This is a genomic window from Exiguobacterium sp. Helios (assembly GCF_014524545.1).
Lineage (GTDB): Bacteria > Bacillota > Bacilli > Exiguobacteriales > Exiguobacteriaceae > Exiguobacterium_A.
Genome location: NZ_CP053557.1, coordinates 2,386,518 through 2,410,720 on the forward strand (window position 1 = coordinate 2,386,518; position 24,203 = coordinate 2,410,720).

Genomic DNA, 24,203 nt, shown 5'->3' on the forward strand with positions numbered 1-24,203 from the left:
CAGTCCTCCTACGAGTTTACAATCAACTTGTTTTTTCTTTCGCTTCTTCTGTTACGACATCATCCAGTCGTTGTCGTTCCATTTTACCCCATTGACCGCGTCCCGTCATGAACTGAATTAATCCGCCCAGTTTAAAGAACACGAGGATCGGCCGGTACCAAAACGATTCTGTCAGTGACCACAGGAACAATCGAATCAATTCCTTGACGTTTTTAAAGCGGTGCATCGTCCATTCTTCAAGCAAGACAGCCCCTGCCGATAATAATGAGCCATACAATAGAGCCACCGTCAACAGAACGATGCCAAACTCAAAATTTAGCGTTCCGACAAGTAGATTTAATGGAATGATGAAATAACCGATCAGTTCGACGATCGGACCTAATAATTCAATCAAAAAGAAGTACAGCATCGAGACACTTCCGACAAAGCCGTAGCGCGGATTTCCAATCATCCGCTTATGCGTCCATAACGTTTCCGCCAGTCCACGATGCCAACGGCTCCGTTGTGAGCGTAAGACTTCCATCGTATCCGGTGCCTGAGTCCAGCAGACCGGTGACGGGACGTACTCAATTCGTTTGTCGATATCATTTTCTTTCATGTACCGGTGCAGCCGGACAACCAGTTCCATGTCCTCGCCGACAAGTCCTTCTTTGTACCCGCCAGCCTGAACAACGATTGCCTTTTGAAATAATCCAAAAGCCCCGGAAACGATAAGGAGCATGTTAAAACGGCTTAGCCCAAGACGACCGAACAGGAATGCCCGGAAGTACTCAATCATTTGCATCAACACGATCCGTTGTTTTGGTGTCCGAATCTCAACAATTTCACCGCCCTCGATTGTACAGCCGTTGACGAGGAAAATCGATCCGCACGTCGCAATGACATCTTCATCGGACTCAACAATCGGTTTCATGACTTTCAAGAGCGCATCCCGCTCAAGAATTGAATCCGCGTCCAGTGAACAGAAATACGGATAACTGGAATAGTCGATTCCGGCATTCAAAGCATCCGCCTTTCCGCCGTTTTCTTTATCGATGACAATCAAACGGGCATCGATTCGGGAACGGTAGACCTGTTTAACCGGTTGCGATCCAATCAGGATCCGTGGAAACCGCAATTCCTTTTCCAGTTCGTACATCTTAAACAGTTCACTCATTGTCCCGTCACTTGATCCGTCATTGATGACAATGACTTCATGTTCCGGATAATCGAGTGCAAGCAACGCCTGAACACTCGTGACAATCGTATACTCTTCATTGTAAGCCGGAACAAGGATACTGACCGGTCGTGTATAAAGAGAACGCATCAACGGAAGATAAGAACTTTCCTTTCGTCGGAATCGTTGTTTTCGGACCATTTGTGCCGAAATCAGATACAACGAGGAATAGAAAATGATGACGAGAATCATATAAATCAGGACAGTCCATGATAAAACATCAATGATTTTTTGAATGGTTTCAGATGACAACATGTTGTTTCATCTCCTTTGCTAGCCGTTCCGTCGCTTTTTGTTTCGCATAGCGGTCAGGATGATCTTTTGCGACAAGCGCCAACTGTTCGAGACCACCACAGGCAAGCAGGGCATCAAATGCCGCCGTTCGTACCCACCAGGAACGACTGCCGACAAACGGTAGGATGTAGTCGACAGAATCCTTTGGTGTCACATTTTCTAAAAAGCGCAAAGCTAACATCTGCTCGACCCAACTCGTTTCGTCTTCCAGATAGGGAGTATAAAGCTGCCAGTCTTCTTCAAGACCAATCCGTGTCAGCGCACGCAACGCCCGTTTTCGGATTTCCGGATTGACGTCGTTCGTTTTGCTCCGGACCAGCTCTGCATATTTTGTCTCGTCGCGGTCATAAATCAGTTGGAGAATCGCCATTTGAAAAGACTCTGTCAGCTGATCAAAGTCTTTTATCCATGGCGATAAATCGTGACTTCGCCCGACAGCGAGTACCGCTCCAAAAAAACTGATCTCGTTCTTCTGTTTTGCTTCCTCGATGGCTAGGCTCGGAGAAATCGAGACCAACGTCCGGATGATGACGTCTTCTTCTTCTTTTGACAGTTGTTTATGCAATTTTTGCTGAAGAGTGTCAGCGACCGGACTTAACCGGAACTGCGCGATTGCTTCATAAGCATTTAGACGGCGATCTATCCGACGATGCCGGATTTGTTTTTGATAATAAGACAATAATTTCGTTTCGACATAACGGTAAATTTTTTCCTGATGCGCCTCGGTTGCCGTTAAATTCGTCAAAGCAAACAACTCCAGTTCAACCAAGTCTTCATTTCCCGGCACGATATCTGGCATGTCTGTTTGTTCACCTGTCGCATAATCGTAGATGTCGTCCCGAAAACGCAGTTGCCATGTCAGCCGGTTATCCTCTTGCCTAGCGCGTTTACGTTTTTGAATGACCAGATACATGAGAGCAGCCACCTGAAGAATGACGAGGATAAGGATGAAAGTCAGAATCCATCTCATTCGTTCATCCCCTCCAGTTTTCTGAGCCAGGCACGGAATTCTTCAATTTTAAGCGGCAACGTCATAACACCATCAACGCCACGTTCGATGGCGAGGACATGATCCCGTTCACGGTTGTACATCGAAATCATGATGGCGTGAAACGGCATCACACTTTCTGTTTTAGCACGTAAGAGCAGTTCAAGACCGTCCGCACGTGGAAGCGCGGAAGAAAAGACCAACAGATACGGGCGCGTTGCTACATGTTCTTCCAAAAATGATTCTGTCCGTTCGTACACGGACAGATTCTCAAAACGGTTGGTCAGTTCCCGCTCCAAAAGACGCTGCAAATGCGGATCTTCGGTTACGATCACAGCGTCAACAATCCGCTGAACCCGTTTGTACCGGCTGATCCGATCGAGCAATATGTCTTTGGTGATGGTCGCCGGTATCACTTCCCGCGCATTATCAAGCAGGTAAAGGGACACGTCCTCTTGATTCGGATTGAGGTAAAGAACCGGAACCCGTTCCTCTTCAACAGCTTTGCTCGCGAGGACGACATCTGCATAAGAGATGTCTGTCCGAACACAATGTCCCTGTTCAATTAAAGCATTGACCGTTTCCGGCATTAAACCGACGGTATGAATAAAGACGACACCAGCAGTCGATTGTTCCACTTCTTCTTCTGACGCAACACGCGCAGAACTCGTTTCTTCGTCGACCGGTGTAATCGATGCATTAATCAGTTTCCACATGTCTTCCCGACGCATTTATTTCACTCCCTTTTTGAATGCTTTCCGCATCGATTGATAGACGGGTTTTAATTCTTCACGTTGTTGCGGATTCGTCCACTCTGACCAATTGTAGAATCCTCGGTCAGATTCCGGAATCCGAGTTGTTCCGATCTGGCCGGTCACTTCAATCCCTTCCGTGATCATCTTCGCCTCAAGCCCATCTTTCCAAAAATCTCCGATGATTTCATGTTTGCTTGGGTCCCGCATATTTAATAACATCCACGGGATCCGAAGTTCGATTTGCTTTTGCTTGATGTCAGAGATATCGGTCAAAATACTTTCCGGCGGTCCTTCATGCAGAATACCAGTGTCCCACTTCACGGCCGGTTTGATGATTTTTTTAGTGACCGGATCCCGTCTGGCGTAATCGAGCATTTGGTAGATTGGGTTAAAGTTTCCACTATTTTGCTTATCTGACGGTGGTTTGACCATCTCAAACGATTTTTTCAAGCCGTAATGGTAGCGGAAGATGTCATACCGTTCATCGACATCCAAGCGTGCTTGATTGCCGATTGTCAAACGATATTCTGCTCCTTCGTCCAATTTTAACGGTCCGACTTGCAGATTGCCGTCATTCGGCTTCGTCGAAAAAGCGAGTGTCGTCGGTTCGACTTTTTTCCGGTCGATCCGCACATACAGATAGGCCTCATCCGATGTCATGTAAATGGCTTGACCGTCCGTTTCTGCTACCGGTGCATATCCTCTCCAGTCATCCATCTTGCCGTCAATCGTAATGTCGGCTCTTAAGAAACCGAGCATTCCGAAATGCTGCTCGCTCGTTTGGACATTTGACCAGCGCGGACGTGTGTTGGCGTCGTCATAGTCCATCGTATTCCACGTTCGTTTGAACCATTCGTCCTGCCAGATAAAGACCAGTCCTCCGGCCATCTTCGTTTCGACGATGTCTTGATATAACTTGGCCACGAGTTTGCCTTGATTTTCTTCACTGACATGACCTTGATCAAATCCATTCGGACCCAGATGGGTTTTCCCACGCGAACTCGGAATGCCGAATTCGGAAACGAGTAACGGCATATCATGATAGTCTTTCATCCGCTTCAGATAACGGCTGTACGACTCTGATCCGGTATCCCCTTTACGTCCAAACTCTTCTTTGATGAAGGAAGGATAGTATGGGTAAATATGATACGAGGCGAAGACGCCGCCTGCAAAGTCTTTTGTGGCCTGGATATGGTTGAAATCAATCGATACCAAGTCCTGTTCTTCCTCCACTTCCTTCGGATGCGCAAGCGGATCCGTTGTCGGCCAGTTCGTCGCTGCGATCGGCCGGGTCGTTTTGTAGGTATCGAGCTCATGCTGTGTCGCACTGTCCATCCGCCCGGCTAACCACGACTCGAACGGAGATGCCTCTTTTGTCGTCGTCACATATTTCCCGTCGTATCGAAGTCCTTTATTCTTTTTGTTTGTTCCGATTACGGCATCCGGTAACCATTCAATCCCGAACACAAATGCCGAGACGTATTGCGAAACATCTGACGTATAGGTTCCGGAAGCATGACCGACAACTTCTTTGACGACAGCATTGCCGTGAACCACGTCGACCATCCGCTTCGCTTCCGTATCCGTCATCTTCAAAAATTTCGGTTCGAAGGCATTTTTTAATTCCTCGAACGGTTTTTCTTCGACCCACATGCCTTGCATTAAATAAATCGGTGTTTTCGCCGTTTCATTGTAAGCTTTTAACGCATCATAAAAAGCGGGAGGATGGAGGGTATAAATCCGGATGGTATTGACGCCCATCTCGCCCATCTGCTTCAGCCACCGGTCGTATTCATTGCGGCTGATGGCGTGTTCTCCCGGGAAAGCGCCGGGACGTCCTAGCCCAACATTCACACCTTTAACAAAGTATGGTTTCCATTTTCCGTCTTGATACATTTCAAGTGTATCTTGACCAGAACGTGCCCGTGTACGGACCGTCTGATTGTTAACTTTCGTTTGTGCCAACGGTTTAACTTGCGCCGACTGCTGTTTTACGACTTTCGTTTCTTTCAAGATACGACTGATCGTCGGTGCATAGACTTTCCAAAAGAATGCAGTCTCGCTGTCTGCACTATCCAAAATGAATTGCTTACGGAACCACTCGAGACCGGCATAACGATAGTAGCGCGGAATATCGGCCACATCTGTGAAGTCACCTGCAAAATAATGACCGCTTCCCTGTTTGACATATGCGGGGAATTCAAGTGGCAATTGCCGTTCACGCAACATGGCTTGTGTTTTCTTTGACGGATTCCAAGAGAAATGCGCCTGTTGTTCGCCTCCGTCAAGCTCCAACACTTCAAACCAGTAGTTGTAGCGGACTTCATCCTTCGCCTGTCCCTGGTTTTTATCCCATGTGTATAAAAGTGGCGTCTCATCATTGACGAAAAAGACTTCTTCCGTTGAGTCGTTGATGAAGACATAACCAGGTCCCGATAATTTAAATGCTTTATCTTTTGCCTGAAGCTTCAATTTATCAATGACGGTCTGATCGAGTCCCTGTAATTTTGTTAAGTCCGGGAAAAAGCGTCCGATCCATCCTGTCCATGCCGTACCAAACAATTGCCGAAACGCATTGGAGCGATCGGATGGTGTCGGGCTGGCTGCTGTATTAAACTCTGCGACGACTGTCTTTCCTTTTGAAATCGCATCTGTTGCCAATGCCACATCCTCAGCCGTCAGTCCGCCACGATGTTGTTCCTTACCATCGACGGTATAGGATTTCCCGTACGTGTCCGTAAACAACAGGACATCCGCCTTTGATGCTTGTTTGAGCATCGTTTCGCCTTGCGTCCCGTCATAACGGTTTACGTAATCCGTGTATGTATAGTTCTTTCCCTCATTCTTCGTGATTTTCAAATGATTCAATAACCAGGTCGTTCCTGCATGCTCCCGTTGTTGTTTTCCTACCGTGTAATCAAACAGGATTACGTTTAATGTCCGTTCCTTTTGAATGAACCAAATCAATAATGGTGTCAAAATCAAAAGGAGAATTACTGCTGCGATCCATTTATATCGCTTCATCTTTACACGTCCCTTTCCGTCCCCTTTGTTTTTTCTATTGTAACGTGAAAACAATCTATCGCATATATGGGAACTGCTTATTTCTGAAAGGTATATTTTGGATAAAAAAAAGAAACGACTACCGTTAGGCAGTCGCTTCGACTCATTTGAATTATAAGTGATGGTAGATGGCTTCCCATGCTGCGTCGACACCTTCACCGGTTTCCGAAGAAAAGGGAATAAATGTGTCTTGCCCGTCAAACTGTAATTTCCGTTTAATCGCCGCAATCTGTTTATCCCGTTGACCACGCTTGATTTTATCGAGTTTCGTCGCTACGACGATGACCGATAAATCGTAGTATTTCAAGAAATCATACATGATGACATCATCTGCTGAAGGTTCATGGCGGATATCGACGAGGAGGACTACCCCTTTTAAGATTTCACGTGTCGTGAAATACTTTTCCATCATCTTGCCCCATGCCTCACGCTCGGTTTTTGAAACTTTCGCATATCCATAACCGGGTACATCGACAAACATGACTTCATCATTAATATTGAAGAAGTTTAACGTCTGTGTTTTACCCGGTTTTGATGATGTGCGGGCGAGTGCTTTTCGCTGAACAAGTTTGTTGATGAACGACGACTTTCCGACGTTCGAACGTCCGGCGAGTGCCACCTCTGGAAGGAGTGGTTCCGGATAATGTTCCGGATTGACACCACTCGTAATAAAATCTGCTTTATAAATTTTCATGTTACTCTCCTTTTAATGCATGTTCGAGCACTTGATCCATTGTCGCGACCGGTATGAAGCGAATGCCGTCCCGGACCGTTTCAGGAATGTCATCGATATCACGTGTATTGTCTTGCGGCATCAAAATCGTCGTCAGACCCGCACGATGAGCGGCGAGTGACTTCTCTTTCAGACCACCAATCGGCAAGACCCGTCCCCGTAATGTAATCTCTCCGGTCATCCCGACATCTCGCCGCACCGGACGTTTCGTCAAGGCGGAAATCAATGCTGTCGCGATCGTAATTCCTGCCGAAGGACCGTCTTTCGGGACTGCGCCTTCCGGAACGTGAATGTGGATGTCTTGTGTCTCATAAAAATTCGGATCAATCTTAAACGCTTCCGCATTCGCCCGAACAAAGCTGTACGCCGTTTGAGCCGACTCCTGCATGACGTCTCCCAATTTCCCTGTTAACTGCAATTTTCCTTTACCTGGAGCGAGACTCACTTCAATCGTCAGTGTATCGCCCCCAAATGCAGTATACGCTAAACCGGTCACCGCGCCAATCGTATCTTCGAGTTCACTTTGACCGTAACGGTAAATCGGTTTACCTAAAAAGTCAGGTAAATTACGTTTTGTGACCGTGACCCGTTTCTTTTCGCCCATCGCGATTTGTTTCGCCGCTTTTCGGCATAACGCACCGATGACCCGCTCTAAACTCCGCACACCAGCTTCTCGTGTATACCGCCGCACGACCTCTTGTAAGGCATCCGGTTTAACCGTCAGTTGACTTTTTTTCAGGCCGTGCTCTTTTAATTGTTTTGACAATAAATGCCGGATGGCAATCTCTGTTTTTTCCTGTTCCGTATAGCCGCCGATTTGAATCAGTTCCATCCGGTCAAGCAGTGGCCCCGGAATATTTGAAACATCATTTGCGGTCGCAATGAACAGGACGTTTGATAAATCAAACGGTTCTTCGATATAGTGATCGGAAAAACTGTTGTTTTGTTCCGGATCCAGCACTTCAAGCATCGCTGAAGACGGATCGCCCCGGAAATCGTTTGCCATCTTATCGATTTCATCGAGCAGGAAGACCGGGTTGTTTGTTCCGGCTTGTTTCAAGCCGCGAATGATGCGGCCGGGCATGGCTCCGATATAGGTCCGGCGGTGTCCTCGGATCTCGGCTTCATCACGGACTCCACCAAGCGAGACACGTACGAATTTGCGCTCGAGCGCTGTAGCAATTGAACGGGCGAGTGAGGTCTTCCCTACTCCCGGAGGACCGGCCAGGCATAAAATCGGACCGCGTAACGAATCTGTCAACTGGCGGACTGCCAAGTATTCCAAAATCCGTTCTTTTACTTTCTCGAGACCGTAATGATCTTCATCTAATTGGTCCGATGCGGCTTCGACATTCAGGAAGTCGTCGGTCGCTTCGTTCCACGGAAGGGAAAAGAACCATTCGAGATAGTTTCGGATCACACCGTGTTCCGGACTCGTTGCCGGCACGACGGAAAGACGATTAATCTCTTTTTCGATATTGATGACTGCCGTTTCCGACAAATCAAGCATTGCCAGTTTTTCTTTATACTTCACGGCGTCACTTTCAGCGGAGACTGCTTCTCCACCAAGTTCCTGTTGAATCGTCTTCAGTTGTTCACGAAGATAGTATTCACGTTGCGACTGTTCAATCGTCTTTTTCGTCCGTTCCCGCATTTCGCGTTCCAGTTCGACGACTTCATATTCATGTTTCATGACATCAAGCAGCATGACCCCGCGTTCAACCGGATCGTTTTCTTCGAGGAATTCCTGTTTTTTCGCGATGTCGATCGGCAATTTCGACGCGATGTAATCCGTCAACGAGTCGAGTCGTTCATATGTTTCAAAACGACGTCGTTCGTCCGTCCCGATTCCTTTGATGCGTGATACCAATTGCCCGAACTGTTCCTTGATCAGACGGACGAGCGCTTCCTGCTTCGCCCCTTTGATGTCTGCTTTTTCAATCGGTTCAATGTTTGCTTGGTACCCTTCGTCCGTTTCCGTTACTTGATCAATCCGGACACGTTCTTTACCGATGACCCGCACGCGGACCGTATCGTTTCCAAGCTCACTCATTTTTGCAATCTGAACAAGTGTACCGATCGTATGCAGGCCGTCAACAGACGGTTCTGCTTCCGGATCACGTTGCGTAACGACGACCAGATCAATTTCATGTTCTTTCGACGCCAGTAATGCTTTTAGCGAGACAGGACGCCCGACATCAATCGTCAGGCCGATTAATGGGTATGCGACGACACCACGTAGTGGCAATAATGGATATTGTTTTGTCTTCATCAAAAATCTCCTCCTAAACAAAAAGACTCGGAAAGGCGTACAAGTAGCCTCCGAGCCGATTTGTCACGGTGTTACGCCGTTTCTTTTTCTTTACCATGTTCAATTGTGCCATCTTTCAACTCGAGCGTTGGACCGCGTTTTCCAGTCAACGTTTCCGCTGTGATGATGACTTTCGCAATATCTTCACGCGATGGAATCTCAAACATGATATCAAGCATCGTTTCTTCAATGATTGAACGAAGACCACGTGCTCCTGTTTTCCGTTCAATTGCAAGTTTCGCAATCTCAACGAGTGCATCATCTGTGAAGTCGAGTTCGACATCATCCAGTTGAAGCATTTTTTTGTATTGTTTGACGAGTGCATTTTTCGGTTTTGTTAAGATTTGAACGAGCGCTTCTTCGTCAAGTGGCTCAAGTGTCGCCATGACAGGTAAACGTCCGATGAATTCCGGAATCAATCCGAATTTCTGCAAATCTTCCGGTAAAGCAGCCGCAAGGATTTCTTTTTGTGTCAGGTTACGGTTCTCAGAATCGTTTCCGAATCCGATGACCTTTTTACCAAGACGACGTTTAATCGATTGATCGATTCCGTCAAAGGCACCACCGACGATGAACAAGATGTTCGTCGTATCGATTTGAATGAATTCTTGATGCGGATGTTTCCGGCCACCTTGTGGCGGAACGCTCGCAACTGTACCTTCTAAGATTTTCAGAAGCGCTTGTTGTACACCTTCACCTGAGACATCACGTGTAATCGACGGATTCTCAGATTTACGGGCAATTTTATCGATTTCATCGATGTAGATGATACCTTTTTCTGCTTTTTCGACATCATAGTCAGCAGCTTGAATGAGTTTTAAGAGAATGTTCTCAACATCTTCCCCAACATATCCGGCTTCCGTCAGACTTGTTGCATCCGCGATTGCGAACGGAACATTCAGAATACGGGCCATCGTTTGTGCGAGGAGTGTCTTACCACTACCAGTCGGTCCAATCATGACGATGTTCGATTTAGACAATTCCACGTCGTCAGCACGTCCACCAGCATTGATCCGTTTATAATGATTGTACATCGCGACAGATAACGATTTTTTTGCTTTTTCCTGTCCGATGACATAGTCATTTAAAGTCGCACGGATTTCATGCGGTTTTGGTACGTTCTTCAGTTCGACTTCTTCTTCTGTACCAAGCTCTTCTTCGACGATCTCATTACAGAGTTCGATACATTCATCGCAAATGTATACGCCAGGTCCAGCAACAAGTTTGCGCACTTGTTCTTGTGTCTTTCCGCAGAAAGAACATTTTAGCTGACCTTTTTCTTCGTTAAATTTAAACATAAAGGTCCACCCCTTTAACGTGGAATTTGGATAGATCCGTTTCGCATCTATTCTCACGTTTTACTATTTATGATTGTAGCATGAACAAGGAAACTCTTTCAAATCTTGGATGAGCGTTTTACAGTTTGATTTGAAAAATATAATTTTGTTTGTCCTTGTTTGACCTATCGTACAAAAAAATCGACTTCAAGACCAGAAATTGGTCTTGAAGTCGATCCTGTTCGGTTGTTTGCTTATTTTGCTTTTGCGTTGTCAACGAGAACGTCGATTGCTTTACGGAACTGAAGATCACCTTTAAGTGTATCCAATCCGCCTTGTGGTGCAAGCATCGTTTCGAGTTGATCTGCAGGAATGTTGTAGAGTTCAGACATCGATTGAAGTTCAGCTTGCGCTTCTTCTTCAGTGACTTCGATTTTTTCATCTGCAACGATCTGTTTAAGAACGAGACGAGCTTTAACGCGCTCTTCTGCTTGTTCTTTCATTTCAGTGCGCATCGCCTCTTCAGTCGTTCCAGTTAACTGGAAGTACATGTTAAGGTCAATTCCTTGTGACTGAATGCGTTGTGTGAATTCTTGGACCATACGTTCAACTTCGTTTTCAACCATGACTTCTGGAAGATCAACTGTTGCGTTTTTAGTCGCAGCTTCAACCAACTCATCACGCATTGAAGCATCAGCTTCTTGTTTGCGTGTGTTTTCAAGACGTGTACGAATTTTTGTTTTCAACTCATCAAGAGAAGAAACTTCTTCGTCCATTTCTTTAGCGAACTCATCTGTCAATTCAGGAAGTTCTTGTGCTTTGATTTCGTGGATTGTTACTTTGAATACGACTGGTTTTCCAGCGAGTGATGCTTCATGGTACTCTTCTGGGAACGTGACGTCGATATCTTTTTGCTCGCCTGATTTAAGACCAACCATCTGCTCTTCAAATCCTGGGATGAAGTTTCCAGACCCGATGACGAGTGAGTAGTTTTCTGCAGTACCGCCGTCGAATTGGTTTTCACCATCGAAACCTGCGAAGTCGAATACGACTGTATCGCCATTTTCGATCGCGCCGTCTTCTTTAACGACGAGCTCTGCACCGCGTTCTTGCATTGTTTTGAGTTCAGCATCGACATCTTCGTCTGTAACGTCTGTTTCGACTGCTGTGTACTCAAGACCTTTGTACTCACCGAGTGTTGCGTCCGGCTCAATCACGAATGTGATTTTGAACTCAACTGGTTTTCCTTTTTCGAGTGTTTCAACGTCAATGTTATCAAGCGCGATTGGCTCGATTCCAGATTCGACGACAGCACCTTCGATTGTGTCTTGATATAAGATATCAAGTGCATCTTGGTAAAGTGCTTCTTCGCCGTACATTTTGTTAAACATTGCGCGTGGCATTTTTCCTTTACGGAAACCTGGTGTGTTCAATGTCTTAACGACTTTTTTGAACGCTTGGTCTACCGCTTTATCAAATGCTTCAGCAGGCGCTTCATACGTGAGAACGCCGAGGCTACCTGATTGTTTTTCCCATTTTGCAGTCATGCTGAGTCCCTCCAAAAATGTCAATTAGCGTACGTGTGTGTACAACAAGTCACATTATAGCACAATCGTTCTGAGGATTACCACTGTTGAACAAGGCATTCTCTTGAATTAGAGAAGTAATGCCTGCTCATACTGTTTCCCTTCCGGTAACACGAAATGAACAGCCTGATAAATCTTTTCAGCTTGTTCACTCAAGTCGGATGGTGGTGATTCCGAAATGAAATCGAGTTCAGTCAATTCATCGACCGCATCCAACCACTTCTGCCAGCCGTCGCCCCCCTTCAGTGTTTCATTTGGAAAGACGATTTGATACCAATTCATGAACAACAGTGCCTTGAACGGATCCATTCGTTTTAACTTAAACGTCTCATCACTAAAAGCCTGTAGTTCCATCGCCTGTCTCGCCACATGTCTGTTGAGTTGATCCGGATCTTCAAAGACATGCTCTACCCGGATGGACGGAATGTATATCTGCACCGGAAATAGATCCACATTCTGAGGCAGTTGTGGAAGTAACGCCTGAATGACGAGAACACTCTGTTCTTTGACATCTTCTCCCGTGAGGTAGTCATGAACGATATAGTGGACGAAAGAAGGATTCGTTCTTAAATCGATTTGTCCGATCGAACGAAACTGTTCCTCCATCGTCCCGAGCCGGTAAAGCTCGACCCACTCACCTTCATCTGCGTGCATAGGTGATGTTTCACGGATCTTCACATAGGAGGAATCATCCGTTTGTCGCGCATTCCCCTTCTTACGCGAAAGCGATTGGGCCATTTCGTCTAATTTTAATGCAAGACCATAAGGAAGATAGGGAGAGGCAGTTCGTAAGGCCACGTTAAACGAATACCGCTCTCCCTTTTCATACATGAACAGCGCGATGAGTTGTTCGACACCGTCTACATCCAGAAAAGGATCTGCCACTTGTAAATAAGCTTCCACACCATGTTCAGTTGTCAAAAAAGCTTCCTGAATCGTGTAGAGTACATAGAGAACGTCTTCTTCTGTTTTCCAGTCCTCCAATTGCACGAGCTCAGCTGCCAACTCGTCTTGGCTCAATCTGGCAAGCCGCTTGCGTTCGTCTTCCAAGGGTTGTTCCATCCAACGTGATTGCGACTGATTCACAGTCATCCCACCTTTTTCATATCTGTCTTACTTTGTGAACGGATCAAGCAAAGACGTCCAGTTCGAGATAGCCTCTTGTAATTGCCCCGCCTGTTCGATTCCCATTTTGTTAAGTGTATCCAAGGAAACATCCGTTTCCAATAACCGTGTGATGTCTTCCGATTGATTCACGTACTGCTCAAGTTTTTCACTTAAGTTCTTCAGTTCTGCTGGCGGACTGTCTAAGTTTGCAAGCCGTTCATCAATCTGGTTCAATTCTTCGTTCAACTGTTGGACCGTTCCATCATTTTTTAATTGTTCGATTTGCTGATCCAGGGCTTGTTCCGGATTCGCCGCATCACGTGCTTCCGTCGCTGCTTGATCGAGCTTTGTCGATAACTCAGATGTCACTTGCGACGTATCCTTGGCAATGTCTTGCAATTGTCCTGCATAATCGACACTATTCTTTACGTCTGTCACTTGCTGTTTTGCATTATCCACTGTATCCGTAACCTCGCTACAGCCGGCTAAAGCCACTGTCAAGACGAGGATTCCACTCATTCTCTTTAACATCCTTATCATCCCTTTCAAGTTCATGATACCTTAAGTATACCCGAAAAAAGGGATAAAAAAAAGAGACCTCCCTCATAAGGGAAGCCTCTATTTTAATTATAGTGTCCCAAGAGGGATTCGAACCCCCGACCGACGCCTTAGAAGGGCGTTGCTCTATCCAGCTGAGCTATTGAGACGTGTCAACACGAATAAACTATACTAAAACAATTCTTTCGTGTCAATCACATTCGCAAAAACTCTTTTTAAAGCATTCCCTCGAGATACAGGGCATTGATTCTTTCGCCTGTCAAATCATAAAAATCAACCGTAAATTGATTATTTTCTACCGTCAACAAGGCATATGTCTTTTCCGGGCGATGACGTGGCATCCGAATCGAGCCCGGATTGATAAATAATTTCCCGTCCCGCTGTTCGGCTTTCGCGACATGCGAATGACCGTATAAAACGATTGCTGCCGCTTTCTGATCGGCATGGTGAACCAATTGATCAAGACTGTACTTGACGTCCTGCCGATGACCGTGGACACATAAGACACGAAACGGTCCTAGCTCTTCAACGACGTCGTCCGGAAAATCATTCCCATAATCACAGTTCCCTTTCACAACACGATAGGGGTATAACGATTCGGCATCTCTTGTCAGTTGGGAATCACCGCAATGAAAGGCAACATCTGCTTCTTGGTGGCGGTTGAATATCGTCAATAGTTCCTGATCGAGACCATGGCTGTCACTTACGATTAACGCTTTCATTTAAAATCACTCTCCCAAAAAAGTAGTTAATGTCGCTTCAAGTTTTCGCAACGCTTGTCCACGATGACTGATGGCCGCCTTTTCACTTTTCGTTAATTCGGCCGCCGTCTGATTTAAGGGCGGAATAATAAACAATGGATCATAACCAAAACCGTTTGTTCCTTTTAATTCAAATCCAATCCGTCCTTCCATCGTCCCACGGACAGTCAATGTTTCACCCGACGGTTTTGCCAGTGACAAAGCACAGACAAATCGAGCTGTTCGCTGTTCTGCCGGTGTGTCCGCTAACTTTTCTAACAGCAACGCGTTATTAGCAGCATCTGACTTGTCCTCTCCTGCAAAACGGGCCGAGTAGACACCCGGTGCTCCGTCTAACGCATCCACTTCAAGCCCGGAGTCGTCCGACAGTACGGCATGACCAAAATAGGCCGCTGCCTCTTTGGATTTCAATTCCGCATTTTCTTCAAATGTCGATCCGGTCTCTTCGGTCTCAGGCGCCGTCTCATAATCCAGTAAGGATTCAACGTCGTATCCGAGTCTTCCAAGCATCGCCTGAAACTCACCGACTTTTCCGGGATTTCTCGTTGCTACGATAATTTTCATCCGTGTTCCACCTCTTCCCCGACATACCACCACGAGGCGCCTAACGATTGTTCCGCCGCATGGAGGAGTTCTTCAATACCCTTTTCCCCAAGTTCGAGCATATCGAGCATTTCTTTGCGAGAAAAGGTTGCTTCTTCTCCTGTCGCTTGGAGTTCGACGATTTTCCCGGACGATGTCATGACGAGATTCAAGTCGACATCTGCCGCTGCGTCTTCTTCATAACAAAGATCAAGCAATAACTCCGTCCCGACTTTCCCGACCGATACTGCTGCTATTCCTTCTTTGATTGGTGTATCCGTCAGCTTACCGCTTTGAATCAATCCGTCAACCGCTAAGACGAGCGCCAGGAAACCACCTGTAATGGCCGCTGTCCGGGTTCCACCATCTGCTTGAAGAACATCACAATCAATCCAAACCGTCCGTTCGCCTAATTTCTCAAGATTGACGACAGACCGCAATGCCCGGCTGATCAATCGTTGAATTTCCATCGTCCGTCCTGTCTGCTTGCCTCGAACGGATTCCCGACCTGTCCGTTGTGCTGTCGCCCGCGGTAACATCGCATACTCGGCATTGATCCATCCGTGTCGTTTCCCACGCAGGAAGGGCGGTACTTTTTCTTCGACCGTCGCTGTACATAAGACCCGTGTATCACCAACCGATATCAGCACCGATCCTTCTGCGTGTTTATTGACACCCGTCTCGAACTGAATCGTTCGCATGTCTGCTTGTGCTCTTTGATCTAAACGCATTTTTCTTCCTCCGTTCCTAACACTAACCGTTTTGCCTGGACCGGTTGATTTAACCAGTCACTGGCGATTCGTTCAAAAGAGCGTGTATCACCGGTCGCATGATAGACATGCTCCGGAACGGTATCGTGTGCTGATGTGATGCCGTTATAATCAAGCAAAGCACTTACTTCAAGTGCGGTTTCGTCTCCCGAAGAAATCAGCTGGACGTCTGGTCCGATGACTCGTCCAATGACTTCTGCAAGCAACGGATAATGTGTACACCCTAAAATCAGTGTATCCATATCGTACGAAAGCAAGGGTTTTAAAGTGTTCGCAACGACACGTTCCACATACGGTCCACTTGTCTGGGATGATTCAACAAGCGGGACGAACGGTGGGCAGGCCAACGACTCGACGACGACTTGTCCCTCGACATGACGTAATGCTTTTTCATACGAGTTACTTTCAATCGTCATTTTCGTACCGATGACACCGATTCGTTTCGAACGTGTGACTTTAACCGCAGCCCGTGCACCCGGATCGATGACACCGATGATTGGAATCGACAACTTTTGCCGGGCTTCCTTCAGGACGACGGCTGTCGCCGTATTGCAGGCGATGACAATCAATTTCACATCTTGGGCGACAAGAAAATCAATCATCTCCCACGTAAATTGACGAATTTCTTCTTCCGGCCGAGGACCATACGGACACCGTAACGTATCTCCGACATATATGATTTGTTCATGGGGCAGCTGACGCATCAATTCACGTGCGACCGTCAATCCACCAACCCCAGAATCTAATACTCCAATTGATCTATTCACGATTTCCCCTCACTTTCCTCTCATCTCATATGGTAACAAAAAAGGACGACGGTGCAAGACCGGCGTCCAAGAATGTACGATAAAGGATTACTGAGCAAGACCTTCGCTTGTCAGCATATCTGAAAGAGTCGTGATAGCTTCAGAAGCATCGTCACCGTTTGCAACGATTTTGATGTCTGAGTCTTTTGCGATTCCGAGTGAAAGAACACCCATAATCGACTTGAGGTTTACAGTCTTTCCGTTGTATTCCAAGTTGATGTCTGATTGGAATTTAGAAGCTGTGTTGACGAGTTGTGTTGCCGGACGAGCATGAATGCCTGAATCCGCGATGACTTTGAATGTTTTTTCCATGATTAAGAAATCTCCCTCCACTAATAACGTACTAGTGAGTCGTTTTCGAATATGTGAACTCATTATCAAATGATAACGGATTCGAATCGATTCTGCAAGGAATTTTTATATGCTTCATTCCATGGAAAGGCATTCCCGGAACGATCAATCTGAACCATCGAGGTCCGTCCTGTAAACATCAATTCCTCTTGTTCGCTAAACGCTGCGTAATGCACATCACACGAAGCCGTACCGACCTGTACAGGATAGGCGTAGACGGCAAGACGGGCCCGCGGATAGACTTGTCGGATGTAGTTACACTGTGCATCCGCGACGACGACGATGCCGTCGTCAGCAAGCGAGTAGCCCGTTTCTTCTAGCATCAGAGTCCGGACATCTTCGAAATAAACGAAGGGAACCCGATTATTCATATGACCGTAAGCGTCGGTTTCAGCGAACCGGACCGCGACATCAAGTCGCGTCCCGTGTTTCATCTGTTCCAACCATGGATCTAAATCATTGATATAACTAGGTACACGCACAATCATTTCCTCCTTAAACTATAAAAAGAAGGAGCATCGCCCCTTCTTTAATTTTACGTTTTTGTATTAATGACTAACTGCTTCACCCGTACGTCCTTCGTCACTTCCGAAGAATTTCTTGAATGAGTGCAATGTCGTCTGACGGTTCATTGCCGCGATTGATGTTGTCAGTGGAATCCCTTTCGGACACACTTCAACACAGTTTTGTGCGTTTCCACACTGCATGATTCCGCCGTCTTCCATCAAAGCTTCAAGACGCTCTTCTTTGTGGAACGCACCGGTTGGATGCGAGTTGAAGAGACGGACTTGCGAAAGCGCTGCCGGTCCGATGAAGTTCGACCGGTCATTGACGTTCGGACACGCTTCCAGACAGACACCGCATGTCATACATTTCGAAAGTTCATATGCCCACTGGCGTTTGTTTTCCGGCATCCGTGGTCCCGGACCTAAATCATACGTACCGTCGATCGGTACCCAAGCTTTGACTTTCTTCAAAGCATCAAACATCCGTTGACGGTCGACCTGAAGGTCACGGACAATCGGGAACGTCTGCATCGGTTGAAGACGAATCGGTTGCTCGAGCTTGTCGACAAGTGCTGTACATGATTGACGGGGCGTTCCGTTGATAACCATTGAACACGCGCCACATACTTCTTCGAGACAGCCCATATCCCAGTTGATCGGTGTCGTTTTTTCTCCGGCTGCATTGACCGGATTACGACGAATCTCCATCAAGGCCGAAATGACGTTCATGTTCGGGCGGTAAGGGACTTCAAATGCTTCATCATATGCTTTACCATCTGGTCCATCTTGACGTTGGACGATGAATTGAACCGGCTTTTGATTCGTTTTCTGTTCGAGTGGTGTCGCCATTATGCCTTCACCTCTTTCTTCGACTTCTTGCTATAGTCGCGCTTACGTGGTGGAATCAATGATGTATCGACTTCTTCGTAATAGATTTCCGGATGACCGTTCGTATAACGGGCCATCGTTGTTTTCAAGAACCGTTCGTCATCACGTTCCGGGAAGTCCGGTTTGTAATGGGCACCACGGCTCTCGTCCCGTTTCAGGGCTCCAAGCGTAATCGCTTCCGCAAGATCAAGCATATGATCGAGTTGACGGATGAATGATGCGCCCTGGTTGCTCCAACGTGCTGTATCCGTTGCCGAAATACGTGTGAAGCGGTCACGGAGTTCCTTGATTTTCTCAAGCGTTTGCTCGAGTTTGTCATTGTAACGGACAACCGTGACATTATCTGTCATGACTTCACCGAGTTCACGGTGAATTTGATACGCATTTTCCGTACCTTCCATCGCGAGGATGTCGTTGAAACGGTTGATTTCTGCAATCTTATGTGCTTCGACGACTTCTTGCGGCATTTCATGGACAGACTGATCGAGATCGTTCATGTAAGCGATGGCTGCCGGTCCAGCGACCATTCCGCCGTATACGGCAGACAATAATGAGTTCGCCCCTAGACGGTTACCGCCATGCATCGAGTAATCACACTCACCGGATGCAAATAAGCCCGGGATGTTCGTCATTTGATCATAATCGACCCATAATCCACCCATTGAGTAATGGACTGCCGGGAAGATTTTCATCGGTACTTTTCGTGGATCATCTCCGACGAATTTTTCGTAGATTTCAAGAATCCCACCCAGTTTGACGTCCAGTTCTTTTGCATCTTTGTGGGAAAGGTCAAGGTAGACCATGTTTTCCCCGTTGACACCAAGCTTCTGATTGACACAAACATCAAAGATTTCGCGCGTCGCGATATCACGTGGCACAAGATTTCCGTAAGCCGGATATTTTTCTTCCAGGAAGTACCATGGCTTGCCGTCTTTATACGTCCAGACGCGTCCGCCTTCACCACGTGCTGATTCGCTCATGAGACGCAGTTTATCATCCCCCGGAATCGCTGTCGGGTGAATCTGAATAAACTCGCCGTTCGCATAAATGGCACCTTGACGGTAGACAGCTGCCGCCGCCTGCCCTGTGTTGATCACCGAGTTTGTTGATTTTCCGAAGATAACCCCCGGACCGCCTGTTGCTAAAATGACTGAGTCAGCTGCGAACGCTTCGATTTCCATCGAACGTAAGTTTTGACATACCGCACCGCGACAAATACCTTCTTCATCGATGATTGCACGAAGGAATTCCCATCCTTCATATTTTTCTACCAAACCTTGCGCTTCGAACTTACGGACCTGTTCGTCGAGTGCATACAACAATTGTTGACCTGTCGTCGCACCGGCATAAGCCGTCCGGTGATGTAATGTTCCTCCGAAACGACGGAAATCAAGCAATCCCTCCGGTGTCCGGTTGAACATGACACCCATCCGGTCGAACATGTGGATGATTTTCGGTGCTGCTTCCGTCATCTTTTGAACGGGTGGTTGGTTGGCTAAGAAATCGCCGCCATATACCGTATCGTCCAAATGTTGGTAAGGTGAGTCACCTTCCCCTTTCGTGTTGACGGCCCCGTTGATCCCCCCCTGCGCACAAACGGAGTGTGAACGTTTGACGGGCACAAGTGAAAATAATTTAACGGGTACACCTTGTTCTGCTGCTTTTATCGTAGCCATCAAACCGGCGAGTCCTCCACCGATGATGACAAGATTCTTATTCGCCATGTTGTTAGTTCCCCTTTCCTTACAACACGCCTGCAAACGTCAAGATCGAGCGTACGCCTACAAACGATAATCCGATGAATACGAGGGCTGCCACATAAGACATCGCTTTTTGAGAAGCGGGTGATTGTGTGATTCCCCATGTGATGCAGAACGTCCAGAGACCATTCGCCAAGTGGAACGTCGTCGCTAAAATTCCGACGATGTAGAAGGCAAGCATGAATCCGTTATCGACGATATTTTGCATCATACTCGCATCAACTGCCGTACCCATTGCTGCTGCAATCCGTGTTTCCCAAACGTGCCATGTGATGAACACGACGAGGAAAATACCTGAAAAGCGTTGTAGCACATACATCCAGTTCCGGAAGTATGTATAACGACCTGTGTTCGCGGAACCTGTAAATGCGATGTAAACACCGTAGATACCGTGCAGGATGATTGGAATGAAGATGACAAACACTTCCAAGAACAACCGATACGGAACGCTCCCCACGACTTCCGCAGCCTTATTAAAGTCTTCCTCCCCACGAACGATGAAATAGTTCGTCGTAAAATGAGAAAGTAAAAATAACCCGATTGGAATGACGCCGAGCAGTGAGTGTATTTTACGCCCCACGAAATCACGATGATTCGCCATCCAAATCCCCCCTTTTGTTTGCCAATCAAACGTTGGCGCATTTTGGTAGAAAAGCGCTTTCATAAGGAAATTCGTCTTTTCATCACTTATTCTACTCCTGTCCTTTTTATAAGACAACCCGAGCCGTTGCATTTAACTGCAAATAACTGCAAATTTTTTCAGGAAAACAATGACCGAGGAGAATTACCCCGCTATAATAGTTTCAGAGATAGGAGTGATTGTTGATGGATTCAGTACCAACGCCCTCTTCCGCATTCGGAATCGAACTGATTCGCGACTATGTGCTGATGGATTTACTAGGAACAGATTATCGCCATGTCATCTATTGGGCAGGCAAGCGACTGGCACGTGAATTCCCGATCTTAAGTGCCGAAGAAGCGACTCCCTTTTTTTACGAAGCAGGTTGGGGACATCTCGAACTAAAGAAACAAAAAGGAAACTCCCTGAGTTTTTTATTAACACCGCCCGAATCGACACGCCTCGACCGTCCTGCAGGTTATTTTCAACTGGAAGCCGGCTTTTTAGCGGAACAATTTTCCCGACTGCATGGTTGTGTGGCTGAAGGATACGCTGAATTAAATAAAACCCACGTGCAGATTTTAATTGAGATGGATCCAAAAGATCCGATTGAACGTTCACTTTGAAATCCGGACAGGAGTTTGAAGGCAAACCTCGAATTCTTGAAACATGAAACCTTTTTAGTTTGATTGCCGTATCAATACTCAGTCGCATCTACCAAAGGAGGAATTTTTTATGTTCAAGAAACTAGCAGCCGATTTAACAGGATTCAGTGATATTGGGCAAGTGATTCACCCGGACGATTTTGACAAGGCCGCCGCGGATGACTATGTGTTACATGAAGACGGCGAAAAAATTTATTTTTTAATCAAATCGAAAACAGATGAGTATTGTTTTACGAACCTAGCGCTTGTTCACCTTGATGGCGAAAGTGCCGTCAGCTCAAAACGTGTTCTCTATCGTTATCCATATGCGCATTACCCGATTCGTCATGTCATGTTTGAAACAGCCGGTACAGTCGACCTTGATGTCGAAATCAAGTTCGAAATCGGTGGAAAACATTACTCGATTGATGTCGATAAAAAACAGCTTGAACACGTGAAGGATCTCTACAAAGCACTTCTTGCGATTGCCGAGAAGCAATACGAAGGACAAAAAATGCTTGAGTTCGCCAACAGTTCACTCAATCATTCCGTGACGATTCTCGGCGGTCTTCGCCAAGGCGACATGAATGTCCCGCAAACGTTCAAAGACTTATCGCAAGAGTCGTTCGACTGGTTACAGGGTCATTATTACAAATGGAATCAAAAAGACTTTGGTTCGTTCTACGAAAAATATATTAACAATTAAAACCAATGCTTTAACTTAATCTGAAGGACCACTATAAAAAACGCGCCAGCCTCTCGCTTTCTATCAGAAATCCGAGGGAATGGCGCGTTTCTTTTTTTATTTTATTCTTCATTCGTCTGACTGAGATATTCCGCAACCGTCTCCGCTAACTTAACGGGTAAGCCCGCTTCCGTCAGCTGTTCGATGTTCGCTTTCTTCAAACTCCGCATCGATCCAAAATGACGGATCAACTGTTGACGGCGTTTTGGCCCCACTCCGGGAATATCGTCAAGCAACGACCGGGTCATTCCTTTTGAGCGCAATGACCGGTGGAATGTGATGGCAAATCGATGGACCTCGTCTTGCATACGTTGCAGCAGATAAAACGCACTCGAACGTGGATGCAGTTCAATCAACTGCCCGCCTTCCCCGAACAATAATTGACTCGTCCGGTGCTTATCATCTTTTTTCAGTGAGCCGACCGGCAGGGATAACCCCAGTTCATCTTGAATGACTTCAAGTGCCGCATTTAATTGGCCGAGTCCACCATCAATCAAAACGAGATCCGGTAATCGAGCTCCTTCGAGCAGAAGGCGTCGGTAACGCCGTCTGACGATTTCCCGCATCGATTCATAATCATCCGGTCCTTTGACCGTCTTGATTTTAAATTTGCGATACTCTTTTTTGAGCGGCTTCCCGTCTTCGAAAACGACGAGTGCCGAAACGGCATCAGCACCTTGGATATTGGCATTATCAATGATTTCAATCCGCGATAACGGATGGATCCCAATCGCATCGGCAAGTTCCTGGACGGCCTGAACGGTTTTCTTTTCATCACGGGCAATCAGTTCGAACCGTTCGCCGATTGCATTCTCCGCATTTTTCGTCGCAAGATCAAGCAACTTACGTTTTGACCCTCGCACCGGGACATGGACACGCAAATCAAGCGCTTCTTTGAGCAACATCTGATTGACGAGGGGGGGCACATAAATTTCGCTGGGCTTGATATTTTTTTCGTAGAACTGAACGATAAAACTCTCGAGCTCTTCTGCCGGTGTTCCGTAAATCGGAAACAGTGATACATCGCGCTCGATCATTTTTCCGCCACGCAGGAAGAAGACCTGGACACACATCCATCCTTTATCGACATAAATCCCGAAGACATCCCGGGCAGTCAAATCTGCTGTAATCATATTTTGCTTATTCATGATGGATTCAATCGCCCGAATTTGGTCACGCAACTCCCCTGCCCGCTCGAATTCCATCTCCTCCGCTGCAACACTCATCTTTTGTTGCAACGACTGGACCAGGTCTTTTGTTTCTCCCGACAAGAAACGGCGGATTTCCGAAACGATGTCTTTTTGAACGCCTTCTAGGTTCGGAATTTCGCAAGGACCGAGACATTGACCAATATGATAATACAAACACAATTTCTTCGGCATCGGCTGACATTTTCGCAATGGATACAATCGGTCGAGCAGACGTTTCGTTTCGTTCGCAGCATAGGCGTTCGGATAAGGACCAAAGTAATGTCCGCCGTCTTTTTTTAATTTACGGGTCGTAATCAGACGCGGATACGTCTCATTCGTAATTTTAAGATACGGATAGGATTTATCATCCTTCAGCATGATGTTGTATTTCGGATCGTGTTTCTTGATCAGCGTCATCTCAAGAAGCAAGGCTTCGAGCTCGCTTCCAGTGATGATGTATTCAAAATCACGAATGTCTGCGACAAGCCGTTCTGTCTTTAAATCATGCGCTCCGGTGAAATAAGACCGGACACGGTTCTTTAAATTTTTGGCTTTTCCGACATAAATGACCTCATCGAATTGATTTTTATGCAGATAGCAGCCTGGTTCGTCAGGTAAAAGGGATAATTTCGCCTTAATATGTTCTTGATGACTCACAAAAATGTCTCCTTCCACCGTTTCTAGTTTTACGTT

Annotated in this window: 22 protein-coding genes and 1 tRNA gene; 2 read left to right on the forward strand and 21 right to left on the reverse strand. The window is 46.6% G+C overall.

What is annotated here, in order from left to right:
• Window positions 1-22 precede the first annotated feature (22 nt).
• The 20 genes from HNY42_RS12480 to HNY42_RS12575 all read right to left on the reverse strand — a co-directional run bounded on the left by HNY42_RS12480 (window position 23) and on the right by HNY42_RS12575 (window position 20,913).
• Entirely contained in the window at window positions 23-1,471 is a 1,449-nt protein-coding gene (locus HNY42_RS12480) for a glycosyltransferase family 2 protein (RefSeq protein ID WP_131502750.1), read from the reverse strand.
• Window positions 1,458-2,480, reverse strand: coding sequence for a HEAT repeat domain-containing protein (locus HNY42_RS12485; RefSeq protein ID WP_188004572.1), 1,023 nt, complete (start codon window positions 2,478-2,480; stop codon window positions 1,458-1,460). Before HNY42_RS12485 ends, HNY42_RS12480 begins: the two co-directional genes overlap by 14 nt.
• On the reverse strand, window positions 2,477-3,229 hold the full coding sequence (locus HNY42_RS12490) for a response regulator transcription factor (RefSeq protein ID WP_188004573.1): 753 nt from the start codon (window positions 3,227-3,229) through the stop codon (window positions 2,477-2,479). Before HNY42_RS12490 ends, HNY42_RS12485 begins: the two co-directional genes overlap by 4 nt.
• The gene (locus HNY42_RS12495) at window positions 3,230-6,277 is read right to left on the reverse strand and encodes a hypothetical protein (protein ID WP_188004574.1); all 3,048 of its coding nucleotides are present in this window, start codon (window positions 6,275-6,277) and stop codon (window positions 3,230-3,232) included.
• Window positions 6,278-6,428: 151 nt separating this feature from the next.
• Window positions 6,429-7,010 (reverse strand): ribosome biogenesis GTP-binding protein YihA/YsxC, encoded by a 582-nt coding sequence (gene yihA, locus HNY42_RS12500; protein ID WP_131502754.1) that lies wholly within the window; start codon window positions 7,008-7,010, stop codon window positions 6,429-6,431.
• 1 nt (window position 7,011) lies between these two features.
• A complete protein-coding gene (lon, locus tag HNY42_RS12505; protein WP_131502755.1) occupies window positions 7,012-9,321 on the reverse strand; it encodes an endopeptidase La in 2,310 nt (769 codons plus the stop codon).
• 71 nt (window positions 9,322-9,392) lie between these two features.
• Window positions 9,393-10,658: an ATP-dependent protease ATP-binding subunit ClpX gene (gene clpX, locus HNY42_RS12510; protein ID WP_026827787.1), complete on the reverse strand. Its 1,266-nt coding sequence runs from the start codon at window positions 10,656-10,658 to the stop codon at window positions 9,393-9,395.
• Window positions 10,659-10,891: 233 nt separating this feature from the next.
• On the reverse strand, window positions 10,892-12,184 hold the full coding sequence (gene tig / locus HNY42_RS12515) for a trigger factor (RefSeq protein WP_012371016.1): 1,293 nt from the start codon (window positions 12,182-12,184) through the stop codon (window positions 10,892-10,894).
• 108 nt (window positions 12,185-12,292) lie between these two features.
• Window positions 12,293-13,315: a hypothetical protein gene (locus tag HNY42_RS12520; protein ID WP_188004575.1), complete on the reverse strand. Its 1,023-nt coding sequence runs from the start codon at window positions 13,313-13,315 to the stop codon at window positions 12,293-12,295.
• 21 nt (window positions 13,316-13,336) lie between these two features.
• Window positions 13,337-13,849, reverse strand: a complete 513-nt coding sequence (locus HNY42_RS12525) for a hypothetical protein (RefSeq protein ID WP_251138592.1) — start codon at window positions 13,847-13,849, stop codon at window positions 13,337-13,339.
• A gap of 114 nt (window positions 13,850-13,963) precedes the next feature.
• Window positions 13,964-14,037, reverse strand: a tRNA-Arg gene (locus HNY42_RS12530).
• Between the two features lie 66 nt (window positions 14,038-14,103).
• Window positions 14,104-14,610: a metallophosphoesterase family protein gene (locus HNY42_RS12535; RefSeq protein ID WP_131502758.1), complete on the reverse strand. Its 507-nt coding sequence runs from the start codon at window positions 14,608-14,610 to the stop codon at window positions 14,104-14,106.
• Window positions 14,611-14,616: 6 nt separating this feature from the next.
• Window positions 14,617-15,213, reverse strand: a complete 597-nt coding sequence (locus tag HNY42_RS12540; protein ID WP_131502759.1) for an XTP/dITP diphosphatase — start codon at window positions 15,211-15,213, stop codon at window positions 14,617-14,619.
• A complete protein-coding gene (gene rph, locus HNY42_RS12545) occupies window positions 15,210-15,962 on the reverse strand; it encodes a ribonuclease PH (RefSeq protein WP_188004577.1) in 753 nt (250 codons plus the stop codon). The genes HNY42_RS12540 and rph overlap by 4 nt, the downstream gene beginning before the upstream one ends.
• Window positions 15,953-16,768: a glutamate racemase gene (gene racE / locus HNY42_RS12550; RefSeq protein ID WP_188004578.1), complete on the reverse strand. Its 816-nt coding sequence runs from the start codon at window positions 16,766-16,768 to the stop codon at window positions 15,953-15,955. The genes rph and racE overlap by 10 nt, the downstream gene beginning before the upstream one ends.
• Window positions 16,769-16,855: 87 nt before the next feature.
• Complete coding sequence (locus HNY42_RS12555; protein ID WP_012371023.1) at window positions 16,856-17,119, reverse strand: phosphocarrier protein HPr; 264 nt, start codon at window positions 17,117-17,119, stop codon at window positions 16,856-16,858.
• A gap of 65 nt (window positions 17,120-17,184) precedes the next feature.
• On the reverse strand, window positions 17,185-17,640 hold the full coding sequence (locus HNY42_RS12560) for an acyl-CoA thioesterase (RefSeq protein WP_131502762.1): 456 nt from the start codon (window positions 17,638-17,640) through the stop codon (window positions 17,185-17,187).
• 66 nt (window positions 17,641-17,706) lie between these two features.
• The gene (gene sdhB / locus HNY42_RS12565) at window positions 17,707-18,513 is read right to left on the reverse strand and encodes a succinate dehydrogenase iron-sulfur subunit (RefSeq protein WP_114595290.1); all 807 of its coding nucleotides are present in this window, start codon (window positions 18,511-18,513) and stop codon (window positions 17,707-17,709) included.
• Window positions 18,513-20,276, reverse strand: coding sequence for a succinate dehydrogenase flavoprotein subunit (sdhA, locus tag HNY42_RS12570; RefSeq protein WP_131502763.1), 1,764 nt, complete (start codon window positions 20,274-20,276; stop codon window positions 18,513-18,515). Before sdhA ends, sdhB begins: the two co-directional genes overlap by 1 nt.
• 19 nt (window positions 20,277-20,295) lie before the next feature.
• Window positions 20,296-20,913 carry a succinate dehydrogenase cytochrome b558 subunit gene (locus tag HNY42_RS12575; protein WP_114595289.1) on the reverse strand — a complete coding sequence of 206 codons (618 nt, stop codon included), beginning with the start codon at window positions 20,911-20,913 and terminating at the stop codon, window positions 20,296-20,298.
• A gap of 224 nt (window positions 20,914-21,137) precedes the next feature.
• Between HNY42_RS12575 and HNY42_RS12580 the strand changes: the two genes are divergently transcribed.
• Both HNY42_RS12580 and HNY42_RS12585 read left to right on the forward strand, forming a co-directional pair.
• On the forward strand, window positions 21,138-21,557 hold the full coding sequence (locus HNY42_RS12580) for a DUF2507 domain-containing protein (protein ID WP_131502764.1): 420 nt from the start codon (window positions 21,138-21,140) through the stop codon (window positions 21,555-21,557).
• Window positions 21,558-21,666: 109 nt separating this feature from the next.
• Window positions 21,667-22,281 (forward strand): PH domain-containing protein, encoded by a 615-nt coding sequence (locus tag HNY42_RS12585; RefSeq protein WP_012371029.1) that lies wholly within the window; start codon window positions 21,667-21,669, stop codon window positions 22,279-22,281.
• Window positions 22,282-22,382: 101 nt separating this feature from the next.
• On the opposite strand, the gene uvrC is transcribed toward HNY42_RS12585, so the two are convergent.
• Window positions 22,383-24,167, reverse strand: a complete 1,785-nt coding sequence (gene uvrC / locus HNY42_RS12590) for an excinuclease ABC subunit UvrC (RefSeq protein WP_131972411.1) — start codon at window positions 24,165-24,167, stop codon at window positions 22,383-22,385.
• Between the last annotated feature and the right edge of the window lie 36 nt (window positions 24,168-24,203).